Here is a 23,835-nt window from a genome sequence, read left to right as displayed (position 1 = left end):
CAAATTATGATACAAATAGGCCGTTTACCTTAATTTATTACTGATTATTATTTAATCAATTTTGCAAAATAGTATACTGTACGAACAAGCTGAGAAACGTAAGACATTTCATTATCGTACCAGCTAACTGCTCTAACGATTTGAGTACCACCAAACGACTGTACCCTTGTTTGAGTAGCATCAAAAAGAGAACCATAGTTAATTCCGATGATATCACTGCTTACGATTTCATCTTCAGTATAACCAAAGCTTTCATTGGCAGCATCTTTCATTGCTGCGTTTACTTCTTCAACAGTTGTTTCTTTACCAAGAATAACTGTCAATTCAGTTAATGAACCGGTCAATGTAGGGACACGTTGTGCTGATCCGTCTAGTTTACCTTTCAAAGAAGGCAATACCAATCCAATCGCTTTTGCAGCACCAGTGCTGTTTGGAACAATATTCTGAGCTGCAACACGTGCTCTTCTCAAATCACCTTTTGGATGTGGAGAATCCTGAGTATTCTGATCGTTTGTATAAGCGTGGATTGTAGTCATCAATCCATTAACGATACCAAATTTTTCTTCTAACACCTGAGCCATTGGAGCAAGGCAGTTAGTGGTACAGGAAGCACCGCTGATGATCGTTTCTGAACCATCAAGGATATCATGGTTCACATTGAAAACAACTGTTTTAAGATCTCCGGTAGCAGGAGCAGAAATTACAACTTTCTTTGCACCGGCAGTAATATGAGCGCTTGCAGATTCTTTACTTGTAAAAAATCCTGTACATTCCAAAACTACGTCTACCTCGTGTGATCCCCATGGAATTTGAGCGGGGTCTCTTTGAGCGTAAATAACAATGTTTTCGCCATTTACTACAACTGAATTTTCTGTGGATTTTACATCAGCATCAAACCGTCCTTGTGCTGTATCATATTTTAACAGGTGAGCTAATACCTTTGGGCTGGTTAGATCATTGATCGCAACAATCTCTATGCCTTCCATATTGTAGATTTGACGATAAACAAGGCGGCCAATCCGCCCGAAGCCATTAATTGCAACTTTTACTGTAGACATGTCTTGTATGATTATGTTATTTCTGGTGCAAAATTAACAAAAATGTAGCCGTTTTGGAAAGAAACTGATAAAAAATAACAGGGGATGATAGTAGAAATATTACTATTAAAAATAGTAAATTAGTAGAGTTTCGCTAAAAAAATAGCGCTGCTTTATTTGTTTTACTAATTAAAGTAGTATTTCTACTCAATGCTTACGGATTTACTTATTTGCATGTGATTATTTCTCCTTTCTATTCTACTTTCTGCTATTTACTAAATAATGGCACCCGAAAGCACTGCCTGGTTCACCTGAAAAGATTACAAACAAATTATTATCTGTCCTTCTAAAATCAAATTGGATACGTTATATTTATAAAAGTACAAGAAACTGAAAGACATAAAATAATCAATTTGGTTTTTGCCTTTTTAAAAGACTATTTATTGTTTAAGAGGGCAAGAGAAAAAAGCAAATAATATGTTTCTAAAAGCTGTAATGTGCTATAAATGAGTGAGTTAAATAGTTTTAATTAAATAGTAAAGTTAATATGAATTTTGATATTCAGATCGAATCAATCTGGTCTAACCGGGAATTATTGAAGGAAAAGTCATCTATTGATCTCATTACAAATATTATTGAAGAAGTAGACAAAGGACGGTTAAGAGTAGCCGAACCACAAGCTGATGGTAGCTGGAAAGTCAATGAAGCTTTAAAAAAAGCAATCATATTATACTTCCCAATTCAACAGATGGTGGTAAGTGAAGTTGGGATATTTGAATATCACGACAAAATGAAATTAAAAACCGGATATGATAAATTAGGAGTCAGGGTCGTTCCACCAGCTGTGGCGCGTTACGGATCTTATATATCAAAAGGAGTAATACTAATGCCTTCATATGTAAATATTGGCGCATATATTGATGAAGGAACTATGGTTGACACCTGGGCTACGGTAGGAAGCTGTGCACAAATTGGAAAAAATGTACATTTAAGCGGTGGCGTTGGAATAGGAGGTGTGCTTGAACCCGTTCAGGCTTCACCGGTAATCATTGAAGATGGTGCATTTATTGGTTCAAGATGCATTGTCGTTGAAGGAGCACATATTGGTAAAAGAGCTGTTTTAGGTGCTGGTGTAGTAATTACAGGCAGTTCCAAGATTATAGACGTAACAGGTTCAGAGCCAGTTGAGTACAGAGGATATGTTCCTGCTGATTCTGTGGTAATTCCAGGATCTATTCCAAAGGAGTTTGCTTCGGGAACCTATCATGTACCCTGCGCACTGATTATAGGTAAGAGAAAAGCGAGCACCGATCTTAAAACCTCATTAAATGAAGCGCTACGTGACAATCATGTAGCGGTTTAAGATATTCAAAATTTTTGTTTTAGGGAAAAAGCGGTTTACAGCATTGTAAACCGCTTTTTTTTGTTTTTATATTCTTATTTACATTATTCAATTAACCATATTAATTAAATTACAATAGTGAATTTTAAGTCGAGTATAACAATATATACTAATTTAACTTTATAACATTATGTAGTTTATTTTATTATATTTATTTTACCTTTACAGTTTACTTTTTAACACCAATAGATTGATGGACTTATCAGAAAAAATAAAACAAATACTTTCAATGAAAAATATTTCTCCTTCATTGTTCGCGGATGAAATAGGAATACAACGTTCAAGTATATCCCATATCCTGGCCGGAAGAAATAAGCCAAGTCTGGACATTGTTCAGAAAATAGTGAAGCGATTTCCGGATTTGGGCCTAAATTGGATTTTAGATGATGAAAATTTTGAAGAGCAATTGACTAATGTAGAAGCCTCTAAATCAATCGAAAGGACAACGAAAAACAGTATCAAAGCTAATGTGCCGGAAGCTTTAGAATCTGATAAAAGGAGGAATCTCTTAGCTGAGCCCGCACAGCAAAATCTCAAACAGCCTAATAAATCAGTTAAGCCTGCTAAAATGGTAGAGCGGATTGTAATTTTCTATTCGGATGGGACTTTCCAGGAATTTAAACAGGATTCACCATTTTAGATATTTCTATTGCAGTAACAAAACATCTCCTCGAATTTCCCTTTCCGTAGTTTTGATTACATAGGTATAACTTCCGGCTGGTACCGGATTATTTTTGTAGGTTCCGTTCCATGGCTTTTCGTAACCATCAGAATGAAAGATTACCTCTCCCCAACGGTTGTATACTTCAATCGTTTCAATCTGATCTTTTGCATTATAAATTTCAAAAGTATCATTAACTCCATCACTATTCGGAGAAAAAGCAGTAGGAATATGCATTTTTTCAATGACATTCAACATGATGGTTGCAGTTCCGGTACAACCATTTTGAGAAACTACCGTAATGAGGTAGTCAGTTGGCAAAGCAGGAGATACTACTATTTCCCTTTTTGTAGGATCTCCGCCAATGATACCATTTGGTGGCGACCATTGGTAGCTGTAAGAAAGATTTTGCGGAAGAATTTGCGGTGACAGTGTAATTCTGGACCCCTCAATGATCGATGCTTTTTCTGGAAGATCCACAATAATGTCTTCGTTACTAATCAGAATCGAGTCATTTCCAATGCAACCTTCAAGCTCATCCCTGACAGTCAATTCATACAGCCCAGCTTCGTGCACTTTTATCTGAGAGCTTGTCCCGTTAGCAATGGAAACATCATTTCGCTTCCAGGAAAAAGTTAAATCGTTTCCCGCTAGTCCACCATTTGCGAGCAATGTAGTGGAATCATTTTTACATAATACCGATTTCCCTTCGGTAATAACTGCCTCTATCGTTTTGAAAGTTGCATGAACCGAAGAAGATGCAGTATCCTTTGAACATTTTTGGCTAAAACTTTTTACAACCGAATAATTACCGGTATCGCTCACCATAATTGTTGAATTGGTTGCACCAGGAATATTCAAACCATTTAATTGCCACTGATAAGACCATTCAGCAGAAGTATCAGTTTTTAGCTCAATTGGATTTTGAGGGCAGAAAGATATTTCGTTAACTGGCTTATTATCAACCATAACCACTGGTTGTTCCGGGGTTTCATCATTACAATCTATCACAAGAAGCTGGAAGTCACGACGCACCAAACCAATTCGTTTGCCATTACGGAGTTCTTCACACTGAATTGTAAAAACATACAGGCCAATCCGGTTAGCATTGACTTTCAATAAACCATCATTATCAATTCTCAAAGGCTGTGATCCAGATATCACATTATTTAATGAAACTCCATTTATCCACGTCACTAATGGATACCCGTTTTTCCTGGAATCATTTCCAATAGGGTCATCCGGACTTGTATTTCCACGCATTGGAGTAACCAATGTATATCTTAATTCGTCACCATCTTCGTCCGTTGCAGACATATTCATGGTAAAATCCCGGTTTATACAAATATATTGGCCATTGGGAGCTTGAAAAACGGGAGATGTATTTACAACAGTTAATGGTGGGAATTCCAGGTAGAAGACCATTCCGTTTTCACCCGGGTTCACAATATTATTGATGTCATCATTGCGGCAACATCTTTCCCATACGATATAATAACCTTCCGGATCATTGTACCTGCCTGATTGCAGACTTATGGTACCGGTATAAATTCCAGTAAGCGTTTCAAGAGAACGGCTGGTTGCACATGCTTTATTTTGATATTCAATCTGAGAAGTAGAATTGTAAGTAACAGTAAGTAAGTCCATTAACATATTGTTTCTCTTGCTATATATGTATAATTCAGCATCAGGGTCACGGTTTCCTCCAACTGTTGGCGTGGGAATAATAAGGTTTTTTTTGTCCCAGTATTGTATGAGTGAAATTTCAAATTTTCCGGATCCAACAGATTTCATTCTCAACTCTCCTCCAACAATATGGTTGGCTTTTACCTGGTTTCCTGTTATCAGCCAGGTAAGAAGTATGAACGTTTTAAGCAAAATATTTTTCATACGTATAATTCTTAAATCCGCGCTCGGCCTAATGTTGAGTAATTCTATAAAATTAACAATTTAAATTAATAAATTCTGTGGCAACTAGGTTTTTCTATTATACGGTTATTTAGTTAGAAATAATTGCTAATGAACTAGTTGCCTAGTTAAATTCTCAACAAATCGTAAAATTTTGTAGAAATTATGAAAACATTTACTCAAACTTTTTTTGATACCGGACACAGCAGGACAGTCAGCATAACAAATACATTTATCATTGCATAAATAACACTATTCAAATCTATTTTTATATTATTTTAATAGTACTATTTCTATTAAAATTTCAGAACAGTCTGATAAATATTCATTGAATCATCCACGGATAGTTCTTTTAAAAATTCCGGTGTAAAAGTTTCATTCTTAACAATTTATTAATCGTATAAGCTCATTTTAATACCAAAATATGGCTCAATTTTGATATGCTTTTACCAAGATTTAACAGTATTTACAATTTTAAAAAGTCAATTTTTTCTTCATTAATCCTTATAATATATGATATAATAATTTTTTAATTACTATTAATTTCTAACTATTCCACCTTTAAAAATCCGATTATGAATCAAATTCGACTCCTAACTTTTCCTGGAAGCTCTCGCCTTATATTAAGGCATACATTGCTTTCTTTTTTTGTAATGTCTCTTGTAAATACTGATCTGATTGCCGGTAATGATATAGAAATAGGTACAAACCAATTTACACTGGCTGATCGTACCATAACTGGTAAAATAAGCGATGAAAATGGCTTGCCACTTCCGGGTGTAAGCATAGTATTGAAGGGAAGTAGTACTGGAACTGTGTCGAATACTGATGGGGCTTATTCTATAAATATTCCTGATACTGGAAATCCGGTTTTAGTCTTCTCATTTGTTGGATATTTACCAAAAGAATCAACGATAGGAAATCAAACAACGTTAGATATTCAGCTTTTAGTTGATAATAAGGCACTTGAAGAAGTAGTAGTAGTAGGGTATGGTACCCAACGAAAACGAGATATAACATCGGCAGTTTCTGTTATCAATATGGATGATATTGGAGAAGTACCAAAATCCAACGTAACCAGGATGCTACAGGGTCAGGCTCCGGGTGTAATTATAAAACAAAAAAGCGGCACGCCGGGCCAGCAGTTCGAAGTTAAAGTCAGAGGTATTAGTTCACTTGGAGCAGGCAGTGATCCGCTTTATGTAATAGATGGATTTCCGGTTGGTATTTCTGTGGGGCAGAACTTAAATCCCAATGATATTGAAACAATTTCTATTTTGAAAGATGCTGCTTCAACAGCAATTTACGGAGCGCGAGGATCAAATGGTGTGGTATTGATTACAACCAAAGGTGCCAAGGAAGGGAAAACAAGTTTAAATGTTTCGGTAGATTATGGTATTCAGAATGTACCTGATTCAAGAAAAACACATGTTTTGAACGGACCTGATTTTGCGCAGTTTAAAAGGGAAGTTTTTATTGGCAGATTTAAAATTCAGGAAAGCAATACTACTCACAGGGATCCAACCGAGGAAGAAATACCAATTGATTTCCGCAATCCATCAGCTACCAAATATTCAACTAATTGGTTCGATCTTATTCTACATAACAATGCCCCTTATAAGGATGTAAACGTGACACTATCATCGGGAAAAGGGCCGATCAAATCTGTGGTTTCAGTTGGTTATTATAAAGAAGACGGATCTCTTCAATATACTGGCTACGACCGAGCATCTGTAAGAACAAATTTGGCAGGACAGGTTAATAAAGTAATTTCTATGGGTATGAACATCGCCGGAAGTTATTCTAAATCAAACCTTGCCCAGACTGACGGACGAAATGCCATTGTCGGATTAACACTGATCAGTGATCCGCGCTATCCGGCTTACGATGAAAAAGGGGAGCTAATCCCTTATTATAATGGTGTTGGAGATATTTTCGGTTTTCCAAATCCATTATTTGTATTAAAAAACTTCAAACGCAATCGTAACATTGCCGACGTACTGGCAAACGGATATGTAGAATTTGATATCGGCAAAGGATTTAAATTCCGGTCATCCCTTAACGCCAAGATCAATTATAACAATTATAAGGAATTTTCTCCTTCTACTATCGGGCTCACCATAGCAACCGGAAGTGCAGGAGCACCACCGAGAATTGCTACAGAACGTGATGACTCAGAAGAGTTAAGAAATTATTCCGCGGATCAGCTCCTTACTTATAACAAGAATTTTGGTGAAAATCATCATTTCGACGCGCTTCTTGGTTATACAGCCCAGCAGGAAACGGTTAAAGGACTTTATGGAGCCGGCAATACTTTTCCGGATGACCTGGCTCCGTATCTTGGCAATGCAACCATTCGCTCTTCTAATTCTATTGAAAGAAAATGGACCATGCTAGCTTATGTAGCCCGTTTGAATTATTCCTTCAAGGATAAATACCTGCTTTCGGCAACAATGCGGCGTGAAGGCAGTTCCAGGTTTAGTGAGGGGCATCAGTTTGGAAATTTTCCTGCGGCCTCTGTTGGCTGGAGAATATCGGAAGAATCTTTTATGCCAAAAGCTAACTGGCTCACTGATTTAAAATTTAGAGCAAGCTGGGGAAAAACAGGTAATAACAGTTATTCTGTGAGTGCCAATAATAACTTCAACATTAATCAGAATATTACGGACGATGGAAATTACGCTAGTTTGGCTTTTTTAGGTTTAAACAATTATGTTTTTAATAATACACTGGCTCCAGGAAAAACTGTTACCCGTTTTGCAAATTCTGATTTAACATGGGAAAAATCAAATCAGCTAGATATTGGGTTTGACCTGGCAACATTTAATAACAGACTGGTTTTTACGGTAGAATATTACAAGAAGATTACCGATGATATGTTACTTGGTTACAACATACCAGCGGTATCGGGGTTTACCACAACCCTAAAAAACCTGGGTAAAGTTCAGAATCAGGGAGTTGAAGTAGCTATCAATTATCGTATTAAGGTGGGTCAGGTTAATTTCAGAACCAACGGTAACATTACGTTCAACAGAAATAAAGTACTTGCCATCAGAGGAAATAATGATTTCATATTACAGGGAAGTCAATATGGTGGATATAATATCCAGCAGGTTGGCAGGCCCATAGGAATGATATTCGGATATCGCAAGTTGGGAATATTTAACACAAAAGAAGAGATCCTAGCTTCCCCGACACAGGACGGAGCAATTCCCGGTGCAATGAAATTTGCGGATTTACATGGAGCGGCCAATGGCGGACCCGACGGAATCGTTTCTTATGATACCAAAGACATGACAGAGATTGGCAACCCAAATCCTAAATTCAACTGGGCCTGGACCGTAGGTGCGGATTACAAAAGATTTGATGTAAGTGTGCTGTTGATGGGTGCGTACAAATTCGATATTTACCGGAATATAGAAGCTTCCACAATGAATATGGATGGCGTATTCAACGTACTGGAAAAAGCCAAAGACAGATGGAGATCTCCTGAAAATCCCGGACCAAATCCTAACGACAAACATTCACAGGGCGGAACAGATTATTTCAAATGGTCAAGAGAGAGCAGCGAACGTTACGTTTATGACGGAACACATATGTGGGTGAAGAATGTAACGATTGGATATACACTTCCTAAACTGGAAGGAATTTTGTCGGATGCCAGAATTTTCATTAATGCCGCTAACCTGCTGCTGGTAACCAAGTATCCTGGCAGTAATCCTGATGCAGGCGTAAGAGGTGGAACAGAGTTGAATAATGATGATGAGTCATATCCGATTCCCAGAACATTCTCGGCAGGTATAAAAGTTAACTTCTAAAAATATGAAAATGAAAAATATAACCGTTATCTGTCTTGTTGTTCTGGGTTTGTTCCAATCATCCTGTAATGAAAATTTCCTTGATCAAACGGACCCGACAAAAGTAGGCGTTGACCTTTTTTATGAAAATGAAGCCCAGGTTAAGCAGGCTTTGAACGGAGTTTACGGATCAATTCAAACCATTACCAATCAGGCCTATTTATTCGGTGAGTTTCAGACAGACAATACCACTGTCGATCTGAATCCTTCTGACCGGGGTGGTGCAGGTGGATGGGAAGCTTTTGAATTTTCAACTATCAACTCCGGAAATGGTGAGATCAATACAGTTTGGAATAACTACTATTCTTCTTTGTATAATCTCAATCTTACCTTAGAGAAAATGGTTGATGCCACAATTGACGATGCTCCAAGGAAGGAAATACAAGGTCAGTTGAAATTTTTAAGAGCTTATCTCTATTTTAATCTGGTTCAGTATTTTGGCGATGTTGTACTGGTTACCTCTACACTGGAAACGCCTGACCCGGCTTTTGATCTCGTGCGTTCTCCTCAGGCAGATGTATGGGCATTAATAGAAGCTGATTTGAAAGAAGCCGTTTCCTTATTACCAGCTGCTTATACCAATGCAGGAGACAAAGGAAGAGTTACGAAAGGAGCGGCTCTGGGTTTGCTTGGCAAAGTATATCTTACCAATAAAAGATATCCTGAAGCTGTAACGACGTTAAAAGAAGTAACAACACTGGGATATTCATTGAATGCAAACTATGCAGACAATTTTGACCCTTCTCCAGCAAAAAAGAACGGTGTCGAATCTTTGTTTGAAATACAATATCAGGGTGACAATGACCTGGGTGAACAAAGTAATTTTGAATACGTTTTTGCTCCGCGGGTTTCAAAAGGGGCCGTAACAGGTTATGCGGCCGGATCAAACGGAGGGAGAAATGCGCCAACGAATGATATGATCGAAGCTTATGAAAAAGGCGATCTGAGAAAAGACATATCTTTAAGAACAGGTTTTACTCTGGATGGCGTTTATTACCCGGTAACTTATGTAAACAAATACAATTACCCGCATACGATTGTCAACCGTACTAATACCAACTGGCCGGTTTTACGTTATGCTGATGTACTGCTGATGCTTGCCGAATCAATTAACGAAGTATCCGGCCCGACGGCCGAAGCATTGGGTTATCTCAACCAAATTCGTAAACGTGCCGGTTTGACCGATCTGACGGGATTGGATAAAGTAACTTTCAGAACGGCAGTATTAAAAGAAAGAAGGATTGAGCTGGCATTTGAAAATCACAGATGGTTTGATTTAAAAAGAACAATGACTCCAGCACAATGGGCCACTTTCATGAATGCACATGGAGCTCGTGAAAAAGCAAAACCAACCATTGCAAGGGGAAATGTACCGTTTAATTCAACTGATTACGTTTTTTCAGAATTTGAATATTATCTTCCGCTTCCAGCTCCGCAAATTCTGATTAATGCAAAACTGGTACAAAATCCAGGATATTGAATTAGTTAATCAGAGTTACAAAACAGGCAGTCTTTTAAGGAGAAACACTGTAAATTGTGTGTTTCTCCTTAAAAGTTAAATTATTTATGGACAAAATTTGTTATAATAATATTGAAACGGGTATTAACCTTCTGTGAATAAAACGGTTACAAATTGTTTTTACTAAAATTTACCTGTTACCACTTTATCCGGTATAATTTTAGCCAAGACAGAACAGGACAGCAATCAGTCTTATTACTTATAGTATTGTATCTTGTTTTTAGAAGTTATACGCAACATTCCTAAACCACTAATCTTTTTCATTGTGTTACTTGAAGCAACCGAAACCTTTTGGCTCTGGCAATTTTTAGGAAGATTACATCCATTGCTGGTTCATTTTCCTATTGGACTTTTATGCGTCGCACTCATCCTTGAACTAACCGACTGGAAACGCAAATCTACCAGGCTGCGTGAAGCAACAAATATACTTACCTGGATTGGCGCATTAAGTGCTGTGTTTGCCGTCATTTTTGGATGGATGCTTGCCAATCAGGAAGAAGCTGCCGGCCCAAATCTGGAAATACACCGCTGGGCTGGGATTGCTACAATGACTTTGGCAGTTTTAGCCACGTTCTCCTTGCGTTTTAATAGTAGAAGTTTATACCGTTCCTTATTGCTTACCACTGTTTGCGGCGTTTCTTTGGCAGGGCATTACGGAGCTATGCTAACACATGGCGATGATTATTTGTCAAGCGTGTTACCGTCTTCATCTGAACCTGTTGAACCAACCGGATCCGATGAACCGGATTTTGTGCTTACAAATACTGGCGCTTTGAATCCGGAGCAGGTTCAAAACCTGAATGTGGAAGTGCGTACAATCCTGGCGCATAATTGTTATAGTTGCCACAGCGAAACCAAGATAAAAGGCGACCTGAGACTGGACAGCAAAGAGGCCATTATGAAAGGTGGTGAAGACGGAGTAGTTGTAATTCCGAACTATCCGGACAAAAGTGAATTGATCAGAAGAATTTCTTTGCCAAAAAGTGATAAAGATGCAATGCCCACAAAAGGCAAAAGGCTTACAGAACGGGAAATTAAATTACTCAGGTTCTGGATTGAAAAAGGAGCACTATGGCCGGATGGAAAACAAAAAAGTATTTACCGTGTCGCTGCACTTGAACCACGTATGCCAGCGTTGCCAGCGCCAACCGGTAATATCGTGCAACCAGTTGACAGGTTTGTAAATGTGTATTTCCAAAAGAACAAAATTGCATGGAAGCCTGTGGTAAATGATCGCGTATATATTCGCCGTGTTTACCTTGATATTATTGGCTTACTTCCTCCGCCTGAAAAAATCGAAGCATTTGTAGCAGATGCACGGCCGGACAAACGCGAATTGCTGGCGAAAGAGTTATTGAACAGAAATGATGATTATGCACAGCACTGGATGTCATTCTGGAATGATGCACTGCGTAACGATTATTCAGGAACCGGTTATATTACAGGCGGGCGGTTTGATATTACCAAATGGCTTTATACTTCGCTTGAAACAAATAAGCCTTACAACGGATTCGTGAAAGAACTGATCAGTCCGAACAAACAATCTGAAGGTTTTATAAAAGGTATTAAATGGCGCGGAACTATCAATTCCAGTCAGCGTACCGAAATGCAGGCTGCGCAAAATGTATCCCAGGTTTTACTTGGGTTAAATTTAAAATGTGCATCCTGCCATGATAGTTTCATCAGCGATTGGAAACTGGCGGATTCCTATGCTTTTGCAAATATTTTTGCTGACACATTACTGGAAATTAACCGTTGCGATAAGCCAACTGGTAAAATTGCAGGCACCAAAATTCTGTTTCCCGAACTTGGTGAAATCAGTATTAATGCCAGTACAGAAAAACGATTGCGCCAGCTGGCCGACCTTTTGGTTCAGCCAAAAGACGGGCGACTTTACAGAACTGCCGTGAACAGAATCTGGGCTCAATTGCTTGGCCGTGGAATAGTGGAACCTGTTGACATGATGGACAACGTACCATGGAGCGAAGACCTGCTGGATTACCTGGCCTCGGATTTTGTTGCCAATGGTTATGACATGAAAAAACTGATCTATACAATCGTCACTTCTAAAACGTATCAGCTTCCGTCCACATCTGTGAAAGAAGCCAACGACATCATGGCCAATACATATAAGTTTACAGGAATGATTCGCCGTCGGCTTACGGCTGAACAATTTACAGATGCCATCAGCTCCGCGTTCAATCCAATGTATGCCGACTCTGCTGTTGTGTTCAAGTTACTGCCTGAAAAGATGGAAAGCAAACTGCCTTTTCCAAGAGCGGGCTTCGTAAAAAATGATCCCTTCCTGACATCTTTGGGAAGGCCGAACAGAGAAACCGTAAGTACCAGCAGAACTTCGCAGGCAAATTTGCTGCAGGCGCTAGAGCTTACAAATGGTAACAAATTTACAGAAACATTAAAACGTGGTGCAAAAGAGTGGAAGACAAAATATCCAACTTCCGACTCGCTGGTGACGGAACTTTACCGGAGAGCACTTGGCAGAAATCCACTTCCAAAAGAACTGGATGTGGCTAAGAAAATTCTGGGGCCAAAACCAAGTGAGGAAGGAATCCAAGATCTGGTTTGGGCAATGGCACTGATACCTGAGTTTCAGTTAATATATTAAAAGAAAAATATTAATTAAACTTTTAATTAGTGTATCTAATATAGTACATTAATAACAAATAGTAAATACTATACTTTCTATACTATATGTATGAATTATATTTTTTATAAATAAAAAAAGTATAGAAAGTTATTTTTTGTAATTAATTTAAAATCAATCATTTAATACTTCGTATAAAATGAATACCAAATGGAATAGAAGAGAATTTCTGCAAAGAGCTAGTGCTGCTACCATGGCAGCGCTGGCAGCAGGCGCTCCAATATCAAGTCTTTTATCAGGTTGTAAAACCATTTCAGGTTCAGAATCGACCGCTGATACGGTAATTTTATTATGGATGGCAGGTGGAATGGCACACACTGAAACATTCGATCCGAAGCTTTATACGCCATTTGAAAAGAATATGGAAGGCAATAGAGTACTGAGTACTTTCAAGTCTATGCCGACAAAATTGGATGGAATTCATTTTTCTGACGGCCTGCAATCCATAGGAAATGTGCTGGATAAAGGCACGCTTATCCGATCTTATGTGGCAGCCGATATGGGTCATATTCTACATTCGCGCCATCAGTATCACTGGCATACCTGTTACGAACCGCCGCAAACTGTGGCAGCTCCGCATCTGGGTTCCTGGATTGCAAAAGAGCTGGGCCCAAAGAACCCGGTCATTCCTGCGTTCATTGATATCGGCCAGCGTTTCACAGTTGGCGAAGCAGAAGAACTGAAAGCTTTTCATACAGCCGGGTTCCTCGGAAATGAATTCGGCCCGTTTTTTATTCCTGATCCAAGCCAGGGTTTAGATAGTGTACGGCCACCTGTTGGGATGGATGCAAAACGATTTGAAAGAAGAAATCAGTTGTACAATGAACTGATCAATAACAGTCCGGTTGGAGAATTTGGCAGCGACTATCAGCGCGAATCTCTCAAACGTTCCATGGAGCAGGCTTACGCATTACTTAATTCTCCTGAATCAAAAGCGTTCGATCTGAGTACTGAACCCAAGGAAAGTTACAATATATACAATACCGGAAAATTCGGTTTGGGATGCTTACTGGCCCGTCGTCTTACCGAGCAGGGCGCCAGGTTTATAAGTGTAACTACCGAATACGAACCATTTAAAGGATGGGATACACACGAAAATGGTTATACCCGTCTGATCGAAATGAAAAAACAAATCGATGGGCCAATCGCACAGCTCATTAAAGACCTGGACAAACAAGGTTTATTGGACAGAACCATGGTTGTATTGGCCAGTGAATTCAGCCGGGATATGATGGTGGAAGGTAAACCAGATGCAAAAGTATTGGAGCAGGTACAACAGCCGGATATCTTATCTGACCTGAAATTTTACGGAATGCACCGTCATTTTACTGATGCCGGCTCTATGTTAATGTTTGGTGGTGGAATTAAAAAAGGGTTTGTTTATGGTAAAACAGCTGACGAACGTCCGTGCAAAACAATAGAAAATCCGATCAAAATTGATCAGGTCCACCAGACAATCTACCATGCATTAGGGATTCCGGAAGACACTCAGTATGAAGTTGAAAAACGTCCGTTCTATACCACGCCAGACGGAAAAGGAAAGGCGGCAATGGATTTATTAACATAAATATTTAATTATTAAGTAAAGATTACCTGCACCTGGCATCAAATTGTCAGGTGTTTTTTGTTGAATAAATACAAAATTTTACTCATTTATTTTTATCAATAAATCAGCATTTTCTGTCATTTTGAGCATCTTCAACATCAATATTACACATTTTATATATCCGCCCAATAACGATTTAATCCTAAAAACTCTTCCTTATTAAATATTGATTAAAACCAGACAGAGCAGGACAGTCCCTTCTTTCAATCATTTTAGTATTGCATAATATTATTATAGTAATTAAAACTTATCCTTTTCAGGTAAGCCATTTTCAGTAATTGCACTCTAATTATTAAAATTATAACCATTATGGAAAAGTAGACTTTACATCTGTTTTACTTCATCTAACGAAAACCCCTTTTATTCTCAGTGTAGTTTCAGATCTGGCATTATACTGGAAGAGATATCATTCAAATAGCGTTCGTTTAACTATACCAAATCATACCGATTTTAAGAAATTTTAAATTATCAACCGGAAATAGCTCGACTAGTTAAAAATATGAATAATTAAATATATTTTAAGACTTATATAATATAGTGATTTAAACTGACATTCCTGACCCATTAATTCAAACTGACTATTCCTAACCCAACACAATTCATTATTCACTAAAATAATCAACTATGCAACACAGAAAATAACCCTAAAATCTAGTACCCTGTCAGCATAAACCTGTTCTGACCCGGGCGTTTTCCTAAGACCTTAAATTTTTTAACCAACCAAAAAAATATGATTCCATCTCAACAATTATCATTGCAATCCGGAAAAAACAAGCCCATTAAAAATTCGTGGGCAATTGTTATGGCCGGCCTTGCACTAAGTACTGCTTCCTTTGCCCATATTTCTGCTGCCCCGGTTCTGGTAAAAACTGAGATATCGGCGACAATTGATAAATCCATAAAAGGTAAAATTTTGGACGACGCAGGCCAGGAGCTACCTGGTGTAAGTATCGTACTGAAAGGAACAACAACAGGAACCGTATCTGCAACGGACGGGACATATGCAATTACAGTTCCGGATAACGGGGGTACTTTGATATTCTCATCAGTGGGTTACCTTTCACAGGAAGTCGCTGTTGGAAGCCGTACCAATATTGACATCAAAATGGAAACCGATTCAAAAGCACTAACTGAAGTTGTTGTGGTAGGATACGGTAGCCAGTTGAAAAAGGAAATTACTGGATCTGTCCAGACAGTAAGTTCTGCTGAAATAAAAGATATGCCTGTTTCTCAGGTAACACAAAAACTTCAGGGACGTTTGGCTGGCGTGCAAATCAATCAGACTACTGGTAAGCCAGGTCAGGGAATGTCTGTACGTATCCGTGGCCAGGTTTCAGTTTCGGCAGGTAGTGACCCACTATATGTGATCGACGGATTTCCTATAACTGGTGATATTTCTGCCATGAACCCGGATGAAATTGATGAAATTACAATCCTGAAAGATGCTGCTTCTACGTCTCTTTACGGATCGCGGGCTGCCAATGGTGTTGTTTTGATCACAACGAAAAAACCAAAAGCGGGACAGACCAACATCAGCTTGAATGCCTATTACGGAACCCAGAAAGTGCCTGACAGAGGTTTGGTGAAAATGTTAACTGCACAAGAATTTGCTCAGTTCAAAAAGGAGTACTACGAAGACCAAAACCAACCGGTTCCGGAAGTATTTGCGAATCCGGCGGATTTTGCTAATAAAGACAACAACTGGTATAAAGCGCTGTTGAGAAGAGCACCGATACAAAGTTATAACCTTACGTTAACTTCCAATAAGGAAAACGTGAGTACATCAATCGTTGCAGGGGTATTTAACCAGGACGGTGTAGTAATTAATAATAATTACAAAAGGTATTCATTACGTATGAACACCGAATACACAGTTAATAAAAAACTGAAAATTGGTTTCAATATAGCACCGCAGTACGTTTTTGATAATACGCCAAGAACTGACGGAGACCGTGGTACAGGTATTCTTTTTAATGCTTTGCATACCTGGCCGGTTATGCCGATATATGATGCGAACGGACAACTGACCAAGTATAATAACTTCCCTGGAAATACCGGAAATATATTTGATTATCCGAACTGGGTAAGAGCAGCCAAAGAGCTTGTTAACGAGACAAAAACAACAAAGTTACTTGGAAATACATATTTGCAGTATCAGCCAATAAAAGGATTATCACTAAGGACTTCGCTGAACATTGAACTTGAAAGCACCAAGTTTTTCTTTTTCAACCCGTCGACTGCTACCAGTAACATCAACGTTCCTGTTCCGACCACAGCTGTTTCTATTCGCCAGGCTCTTCAAAACTTCTCTTGGCTGAACGAAAATTATGCCACGTATAACAAAAGTTTTGGAGATCACAATTTTGAATTGTTAGCTGGTTTTACACAGCAAAAATATCGGCAGGAATATAGTCGGATAACCGCTAATACCTATACCGATGACCGGCTACCGACAATTCAGGGAGCACTTAACATTGATCGTTCCGGTGGCAATACTTTCAACGGTATCAACGCGTGGTCATTAGCGTCTTACATATCCCGTTTAACTTATAACTACAAGGGGAAATATCTGTTTTCAGCTGCTGTCCGTGCTGATGGTTCTTCCCGATTTGGGGCGAACAACCGTTGGGGAACGTTTCCTTCTGCTTCTGTGGGCTGGGTTATTTCGGATGAAGAATTCATGAAGGATAATATACGCCAGGTATCTTTTGCAAAATTAAGAAGCAGCTACGGTGTAATTGGTAATAACAACATTGGTAATTATACGCAATATGCATTGGTTAACAACACTACGAATGCGGTATTCGGAAGTACCGTTGCAACTGGTGCTAACATTACTTCTCTTGCCAATAACAACCTTGGATGGGAAACCACAAAACAATTTGATTTGGGCCTTGACCTTGGGTTATTTAACGACCGTATACAGTTTATTTATGACTTTTATACCAAGAGAACTACCAACCTGCTTTACAGTGTTCAGGTTCCTCAGGAATCCGGATTTGAACGTTATAATGACAACATTGGAGAGATCAAATTCTGGGGACATGAATTTTCGCTTACCACAAGAAACCTGACGGGTGCTTTAAAATGGACAACCAGTGCGAACATTTCTATTAACCGTAACAAAGTATTGGAGTTAGCTCCTGGTATTGACAGGGTATATGGAGATGTGAATATTACTCAGGTTGGTAAGCCATTCGGTCAGTTTTATGGTTTGGTAAAAGACGGATACTATGATAGTGCTGAAGAACTTAAAAACTCGCCTGTCGTTCCCGGCCGCTCTGCTATCGGGGTTATTAAATACAAGGATATCAATGGTGACGGTGTAATTACCAATGGTGGCGACCAGGATGACAGAACTATTATTGGTAATCCATTTCCGAAATTTACATACGGTCTTACCAACAATCTTTCTTATGGTAACTTCGACCTTTCTATAACAGGCTCCGGATCACAGGGCAATCAGCTTTATGTAACGCATTTGTATAGCACAGCCAATCTGGATGGAGTATTCAATATGGTGGCAGATGTAAAAGATCGTTTCCGGGTTAAGAATGCGTTGGATGCCAATGGCAGTCCTTATGCTGCTACGGTTATAACGCCTGGAAAAGGCAAGTTTGGTGCAACAAATAATGGGGGAAATTTCACAGGACTTGAAAGAGACTGGGCAAGTACTCAATTTTTGGCAAAAGCTTCTTTCTTCACAATTAAAAACGTGACACTTGGTTACAACGTAGGAATTAAGAGCAAGTATTTCAAATCTGCTCGCCTTTATGGTTCTGTTCAGCAACTATATGTATTTACAAAATACTGGGGTGGACCAAATCCTGAAACGAGTGGACAAGGTGATGGAAATGGCAATGGTGGTAACCTGAGTCAGGGACGTGACTTCTCTAATTATCCTATTCCCCGCACCTGGACTATTGGTATTAATCTGAATTTTTAAGCTGATCAATTTCATTATTTAAGATATATAAAATGAAAAAGAAAATTATAATAGCATGCCTTGCGGGTTCTTTAATGACGGGCTGCAAGGGACGAGTTTTTGACCGTAGTTCCCGAAACCCAATTGAGCTCCGCAACATTTTTTGTTACCGAGTCCGATTTTCAGCAGGCTGTAAATGCAACTTATGTTCCGTTGCGTCAAATGTTCAACGAACGTGCCTGGGTATTGGAAGAAATGCATTCCGACAATACGTATTATGCCCGTAATACGCTTTACGGCGCTGTGGATCCAACAGAGAACGTGGCAGACTTTGCTGTTCCAACGGCAAATAAAGTAACAGCCAATGACAACGTATTGGTGCAGTACCGTCTTAATTACCAGATCATTGCCAGGGCAAATCAAATCCTTACAACTATCGATGCAGTTGATTTTGCAGCTGAGTCCAAAGGTAATTTAAAGGGTCAGGCATTGTTTTTACGCGCTTTTGCGTATTTTGATCTTGTTCGCTTATTTGGTACGGTTCCCCTGCATTTGATCCCAGTTCAGACTCGTGAAGAAGCAGCATTACCACTTTCTACAACGGACGAAATATATGCCCAGATCGAGAAAGATGCTACTGAAGCCAGTACTTTACTATTCAATAAAGCAAAACAGGAACCAGGCCGGGTAACTTCAGGAGCAGCAAAAACACTCCTGGCAAACTTGTATCTGACTCAAAAAAAATGGGCACAGGTTGAAACGCTGATGAAAGATGTGATTACCAAAGACGGCTATATGTTAATGCCTGATTATAACAACGCATTTTCGTTTACTGAATCCAACAAAAACAATGCAGAGTCAATATTTGAGGTACAATATATGCAAGGCTCAGCCGGATATAATGGTAGTTTTATATACAGGTTTATACCTTCGCCTATTACTGCTGCTGAATTAAATCCTATAACTGGTACTTCCAATACGCAGCCAACCTCGCAGGAAAGTAACAATATTCCTACACCTGACCTGATTGCGGCTTATGAAACGGGAGATAAACGTAAGGATATTTCTATAGGTTATGTTACTTTAAGCCAGAGTCTTACAGTAAACAAAACATTCCCGTATATCAAAAAATACGCCCGGCCGCACGCGCTGCAAGGCAACACAGGTCAAAACTGGCCGGTATATCGTTATGCAGAAGTGTTGCTGTTTATGGCCGAAGCATTGAATGAGCAAGGCAAAGCCGGAGAAGCAGCCACTTATCTCAATATGGTTCGTACAAGAGCTGGCCTGGCTAATACAACAGCAGCAGCACAAGCCACTTTAAGGGATGCTATTTTTAAAGAAAGAAGAGTTGAACTTGCATTTGAAAACAAGCGCTGGTTTGATATAACCAGAACTGGAAAAATACAGGAAATTATTGTTCCTTATGGTGCCAGGGTAAAGGCAAATCCTGCGGCTTATTATTTCCCGAAAGGAAATGTTCCTCCACCAAATGCATTTACGGTATTAGATCAATATTATGGTTTACCAGCAGTAGAAGCAGCACTAACCCCAAGTTTTTAATTTTGAAAAGTTAGTGTTACTAAATTAAGCTAAAAGCAAAAAGTGTAGTAAGTTCCCTCTTACTGCACTTTTTGCTTTTATTAGAATGTCCTTAAATTTTTGCTTTACCCGACACAACAGGATGGCAGGTTCAGCTAATCATTCTAATATTGCACAAACCAGACTATTCAAAGTTTTAGTTTGTTTTATTTAAGATTGCAGTAACAATATCCGAACTTAAACTTTGTTAATCTAGAAGGCTTTTTATCAGATAATTACCAGATACATTAATCACCATATCCTTTTTTATTTTATAATATCTAAACTCTGAACTGTAAGATGTACACAAAAAAACAATGGTCTAAACTTCCTATGATGCTTGCAGCAATTGTAGCTGTGGGTGTTTTCTGTGGAGTTATGCTAAGTAACCGGACAGCCAAACACCGTCCGCCCGGATCCAAAGTCGACAAAATAAAATTACCTGAAGGTTTTAAAGCAGAACATTTATATAGTCCTTCCGAAGAACAGAATGGTTCATGGGTATCCATGACTTTTGACGATAAAGGCCGTTTGATCACTTCTGATCAGTATGGAGGATTATTCCGTTTGGTACTACCCGCAATCGGATCAACTGATAAACCAACTGTGGAAACTTTGAAGGTGGAAGGCGATACAGCAAAAATTGCCATGGGATTTGCCCACGGTTTGCTTTATGCTTTCAACAGCCTTTATGTAATGATCAATAATCGTGAAAATCCAAAGTTCCCAAAAGGAAGCGGACTCTACCGGTTACAGGATACGGATAACAATGATCAGTTTGATAAAATAACTTTACTGAAACCTTTGGTAGGTGAAGGTGAACATGGTCCTCATAGTATTGTTTTATCTCCTGATAAAAAATCCCTTTACGTTGTTGCAGGTAACTTCACGGATCTGCCAAAAATGGATTCATATCTTTTGCCACCAACATGGAAAAACGATAATTTGTTTCCATGGATAAAAGATCCGCGCGGACATGCCAATGACCGAAATGCACCAGGCGGCTGGATTGCCCATACTGATCCCGAAGGCAAGAACTGGGAACTCATAGCCGCTGGTTATCGTAATTCTTATGATATTGCTTTCAATGAAGCAGGTGATCTGTTTATTTATGACTCTGATATGGAGTGGGATTTTGGTACACCATGGTACCGCCCGACACGCGTTTGCCATGCTACAAGTGGTGCAGAATACGGATGGCGCACAGGTTCAGCAAACTGGTCACCGACTTTTGCCGACAATCTTTCACCGATTATGAATATTGGCCAGGGCTCCCCGACAAATTTAATCTATCTGGATAAAGCACGGTTTCCTGCCAAATACAAAAATACTTTACTTGCATTTGACTGGAGTTTTGGTATCGTTCACGGATTACATTTGAAACCAAATGGTTCTACTTACTCAGCAGACCATGAAGAATTTTTATCCGGAGCGCCGCTTCCATTAACTGATGGAGCGATCGGGCCGGACGGTGCATTGTATTTCCTGACTGGTGGACGTCGTCTGGAATCTGATCTGTACCGGGTTTATTATGGAGATTACAAAAATATACCAGCTGGTTCTAACACAGCCGAAGCCGTTATTACTCCGGAACACAAACAACGTACTGATTTAGAAGTATTTCACAAAGGAAAAGATCCAAAAGCTGTTGAAACTTCATGGCCTTACTTAAAAAGCCCGGATCGCTTCCTACGTTATGCTGCTCGTGTTGCTATTGAACATCAGCCAGTTAGTGAGTGGGAAAGCAAAATTTACAGTGAAAAAGACCCTCAGACACTGATCTATGGCGCTATTGCATTGGCACACCAGGGAGATTCAGCCAAAATTGGTGTTCCGTTGTTCAATGCACTTACAAGTATTGATTTCAGCAAACTAAGTAACATACAGAAACAGGATCTGTTACGCACGATTGAAGTGGTATTGTACAGAACTGGTAAGCCGGATGCTGCTACAAGAACTAAATTAATTGCTTACCTGAGTCCGAAATATCCTTCTCCATCACCGATGCAGAATCGCTTTTTCAGTAAAATCCTGGTAAACCTGGAAGCACCGAAAGTAGTAGAACGCACGTTGGCACTATTAGAAGGCAATGAAAAATTTGATGACAAAGACAATGAAATGATTACGGCGTCAGCGGATCTTATTCTTCGTAATCCACAGTATGGTTTGGATCTGGCTGGGCTATTGGAAAAAATGCCTCCGGCACAGCAAATGTTCTACGCGATTGTATTAAGCAGTGAAAAAACCGGATGGACACCAGCGACCAGAGAAAAATATTTCAAATGGTATTACAAGGCGTTCAGTTATCAGGGAGGAAGGAGTTACATTGGTTTTATTGATAAAGCACGTAATCTGGCTTTATTGAATGTGCCGAAAGAAAAACTGGCCTATTACAATAAATTGTCAGGAGCTGAATTGCTGACTGGAAATGGAAATGATCTGGCAAGAATGTATTCTCCAAAAGGACCAGGCCGTGGCTGGAAAGTAGAAGAAGCAGTTGCGCTTGTTCAGGACAGTTTAACCAATCGTGATTTTGAAAAAGGAAAAATGATCTTTTCTGCGGTTTTGTGTAGCCGTTGCCATGAAATTCAGGGTGAAGGTGCTGACGTTGGTCCGGATCTGACACAACTTGGAACACGTTTTTCAACAAAAGATATGCTCGAATCGATCATTGTTCCGGATAAAACCATTTCTGACCAATACGCATCTATTGCATACACATTGAAAAACGGAGAATCCATTGTTGGAAGGCAGATCAATGAGGACGCAAATGCTTACTATATTGCCCAGAATCCGTTCGACTCTAAAACAATTCGTAAAATCAGTAAAAAGGAAATTGCATCTACCAAAATCTCAACGGTTTCTGTTATGTTGCCAGGATTGATCAATGGACTAAATCCGGATGAACTCAGGGATCTTGTAGCTTACCTGATGTCGGGAGGCAACAAAAACAATCCTATTTATTCTGAAAATAAAGCAGCTCCTAAATCTGGTAAATAGATAATTATAAGAGTAGATTACAAAGAATTAAGCTTAATATAGTGGTGTCACCAACGAACGTTTAGCCTCATCAAAAAGGTAAAAACATCCAGGTGGCATCACTATTTTTTTTTCATTGACCCCATCTTTTAGCATGAAATTGAAAACATATACTTACATTATACTTGGGTTAATTGCCTTATTATTAACAGTTAATAAAATAAGTGCTAAAACTTTTCCTGCAAAAAAAGTTTACAAAGTGCTTATTATAGATGGCCAGAACAATCATAGAAATATGGTAGAAGGCACAGGAATGATGAAGGGGTATCTGGAAGAAACCGGCATGTTTACGGTGGATGTGATGACAACTCCTAAAAAGGGGCAGAGCTTGGATGAATTTAAGCCTGATTTTTCTAAATATGACGTCGTATTATCCAATTACAATGGTGATTCCTGGCCCGAAACAACCAACCTCGCATTTGAAAAGTTTGTAAAAAATGGGGGTGGAGTTGTAGTTGTCCATGCCGCTGATAATTCGTTTCCATCCTGGAAAGCATATAATCAAATGATAGGAATTGGTGGATGGGAGGGGCGAAACGAGAAATCGGGCCCTTATGTTTATTTTAGTGAAGAAAAAAAGAAATAGTAAAGGATACTACAAAAGGAATTGGAGGAAGCCATGGCAACCAGCACGA

General features: G+C 39.1%; 11 protein-coding genes and 1 pseudogene. 10 read left to right on the top strand and 2 right to left on the bottom strand.

What is annotated here, in order from left to right; translation table 11 throughout:
• Positions 1-47: 47 nt before the first annotated feature.
• Positions 48-1,058 carry a type I glyceraldehyde-3-phosphate dehydrogenase gene (gap, locus tag KZC02_RS31245; protein ID WP_221392238.1) on the bottom strand — a complete coding sequence of 337 codons (1,011 nt, stop codon included), beginning with the start codon at positions 1,056-1,058 and terminating at the stop codon, positions 48-50.
• A gap of 526 nt (positions 1,059-1,584) precedes the next feature.
• Here gap and KZC02_RS31240 point away from each other — a divergent pair.
• Both KZC02_RS31240 and KZC02_RS31235 read left to right on the top strand, forming a co-directional pair.
• Positions 1,585-2,400, top strand: coding sequence for a 2,3,4,5-tetrahydropyridine-2,6-dicarboxylate N-succinyltransferase (locus KZC02_RS31240; protein ID WP_221392237.1), 816 nt, complete (start codon positions 1,585-1,587; stop codon positions 2,398-2,400).
• A 268-nt stretch (positions 2,401-2,668) separates the two neighbouring features.
• Complete coding sequence (locus KZC02_RS31235) at positions 2,669-3,079, top strand: helix-turn-helix transcriptional regulator (RefSeq protein ID WP_229253911.1); 411 nt, start codon at positions 2,669-2,671, stop codon at positions 3,077-3,079.
• A 6-nt stretch (positions 3,080-3,085) separates the two neighbouring features.
• On the opposite strand, the gene KZC02_RS31230 is transcribed toward KZC02_RS31235, so the two are convergent.
• Entirely contained in the window at positions 3,086-4,990 is a 1,905-nt protein-coding gene (locus KZC02_RS31230; RefSeq protein ID WP_221392235.1) for a gliding motility-associated C-terminal domain-containing protein, read from the bottom strand.
• Positions 4,991-5,661: 671 nt separating this feature from the next.
• On the opposite strand from KZC02_RS31230, the gene KZC02_RS31225 reads away from it, so the two are divergent.
• The 8 genes and pseudogenes from KZC02_RS31225 to KZC02_RS33200 all read left to right on the top strand — a co-directional run bounded on the left by KZC02_RS31225 (position 5,662) and on the right by KZC02_RS33200 (position 23,786).
• Positions 5,662-8,826 (top strand): TonB-dependent receptor, encoded by a 3,165-nt coding sequence (locus KZC02_RS31225; protein ID WP_221392234.1) that lies wholly within the window; start codon positions 5,662-5,664, stop codon positions 8,824-8,826.
• Positions 8,827-8,836: 10 nt separating this feature from the next.
• The gene (locus tag KZC02_RS31220; RefSeq protein WP_221392233.1) at positions 8,837-10,345 is read left to right on the top strand and encodes a RagB/SusD family nutrient uptake outer membrane protein; all 1,509 of its coding nucleotides are present in this window, start codon (positions 8,837-8,839) and stop codon (positions 10,343-10,345) included.
• Between the two features lie 304 nt (positions 10,346-10,649).
• Positions 10,650-13,010: a DUF1549 domain-containing protein gene (locus tag KZC02_RS31215; protein ID WP_221392232.1), complete on the top strand. Its 2,361-nt coding sequence runs from the start codon at positions 10,650-10,652 to the stop codon at positions 13,008-13,010.
• 178 nt (positions 13,011-13,188) lie between these two features.
• Positions 13,189-14,616, top strand: a complete 1,428-nt coding sequence (locus KZC02_RS31210) for a DUF1501 domain-containing protein (RefSeq protein ID WP_221392231.1) — start codon at positions 13,189-13,191, stop codon at positions 14,614-14,616.
• 769 nt (positions 14,617-15,385) lie between these two features.
• Entirely contained in the window at positions 15,386-18,601 is a 3,216-nt protein-coding gene (locus KZC02_RS31205; protein ID WP_229253910.1) for a TonB-dependent receptor, read from the top strand.
• A gap of 32 nt (positions 18,602-18,633) precedes the next feature.
• Positions 18,634-20,143, top strand: a pseudogene (locus tag KZC02_RS31200) (RagB/SusD family nutrient uptake outer membrane protein).
• 318 nt (positions 20,144-20,461) lie between these two features.
• Positions 20,462-23,161 (top strand): c-type cytochrome, encoded by a 2,700-nt coding sequence (locus KZC02_RS31195; protein WP_221392229.1) that lies wholly within the window; start codon positions 20,462-20,464, stop codon positions 23,159-23,161.
• 133 nt (positions 23,162-23,294) lie between these two features.
• The gene (locus KZC02_RS33200; RefSeq protein WP_310590388.1) at positions 23,295-23,786 is read left to right on the top strand and encodes a ThuA domain-containing protein; all 492 of its coding nucleotides are present in this window, start codon (positions 23,295-23,297) and stop codon (positions 23,784-23,786) included.
• The last annotated feature ends 49 nt before the right edge of the window (positions 23,787-23,835 follow it).

The sequence above is a fragment of the Dyadobacter sp. NIV53 genome (assembly GCF_019711195.1).
In the GTDB taxonomy this organism is placed as follows: domain Bacteria; phylum Bacteroidota; class Bacteroidia; order Cytophagales; family Spirosomataceae; genus Dyadobacter.
The sequence above is the reverse complement of the archived record's forward strand: the minus strand, read 5'-3'. Positions and strand labels throughout refer to the sequence as shown.

What these genes read in the sequence shown, in the direction of transcription:
- gap (WP_221392238.1), bottom strand. Translation starts at nt 1,058, where the DNA reads ATGTCTACAGTAAAAGTTGCAATTAATGGCTTCGGGCGGATTGGCCGC.
- KZC02_RS31240 (WP_221392237.1), top strand. Translation starts at nt 1,585, where the DNA reads ATGAATTTTGATATTCAGATCGAATCAATCTGGTCTAACCGGGAATTA.
- KZC02_RS31235 (WP_229253911.1), top strand. Translation starts at nt 2,669, where the DNA reads ATGAAAAATATTTCTCCTTCATTGTTCGCGGATGAAATAGGAATACAA.
- KZC02_RS31230 (WP_221392235.1), bottom strand. Translation starts at nt 4,990, where the DNA reads ATGAAAAATATTTTGCTTAAAACGTTCATACTTCTTACCTGGCTGATA.
- KZC02_RS31225 (WP_221392234.1), top strand. Translation starts at nt 5,662, where the DNA reads ATGTCTCTTGTAAATACTGATCTGATTGCCGGTAATGATATAGAAATA.
- KZC02_RS31220 (WP_221392233.1), top strand. Translation starts at nt 8,837, where the DNA reads ATGAAAAATATAACCGTTATCTGTCTTGTTGTTCTGGGTTTGTTCCAA.
- KZC02_RS31210 (WP_221392231.1), top strand. Translation starts at nt 13,189, where the DNA reads ATGAATACCAAATGGAATAGAAGAGAATTTCTGCAAAGAGCTAGTGCT.
- KZC02_RS31205 (WP_229253910.1), top strand. Translation starts at nt 15,386, where the DNA reads ATGATTCCATCTCAACAATTATCATTGCAATCCGGAAAAAACAAGCCC.
- KZC02_RS31195 (WP_221392229.1), top strand. Translation starts at nt 20,462, where the DNA reads ATGTACACAAAAAAACAATGGTCTAAACTTCCTATGATGCTTGCAGCA.
- KZC02_RS33200 (WP_310590388.1), top strand. Translation starts at nt 23,295, where the DNA reads ATGAAATTGAAAACATATACTTACATTATACTTGGGTTAATTGCCTTA.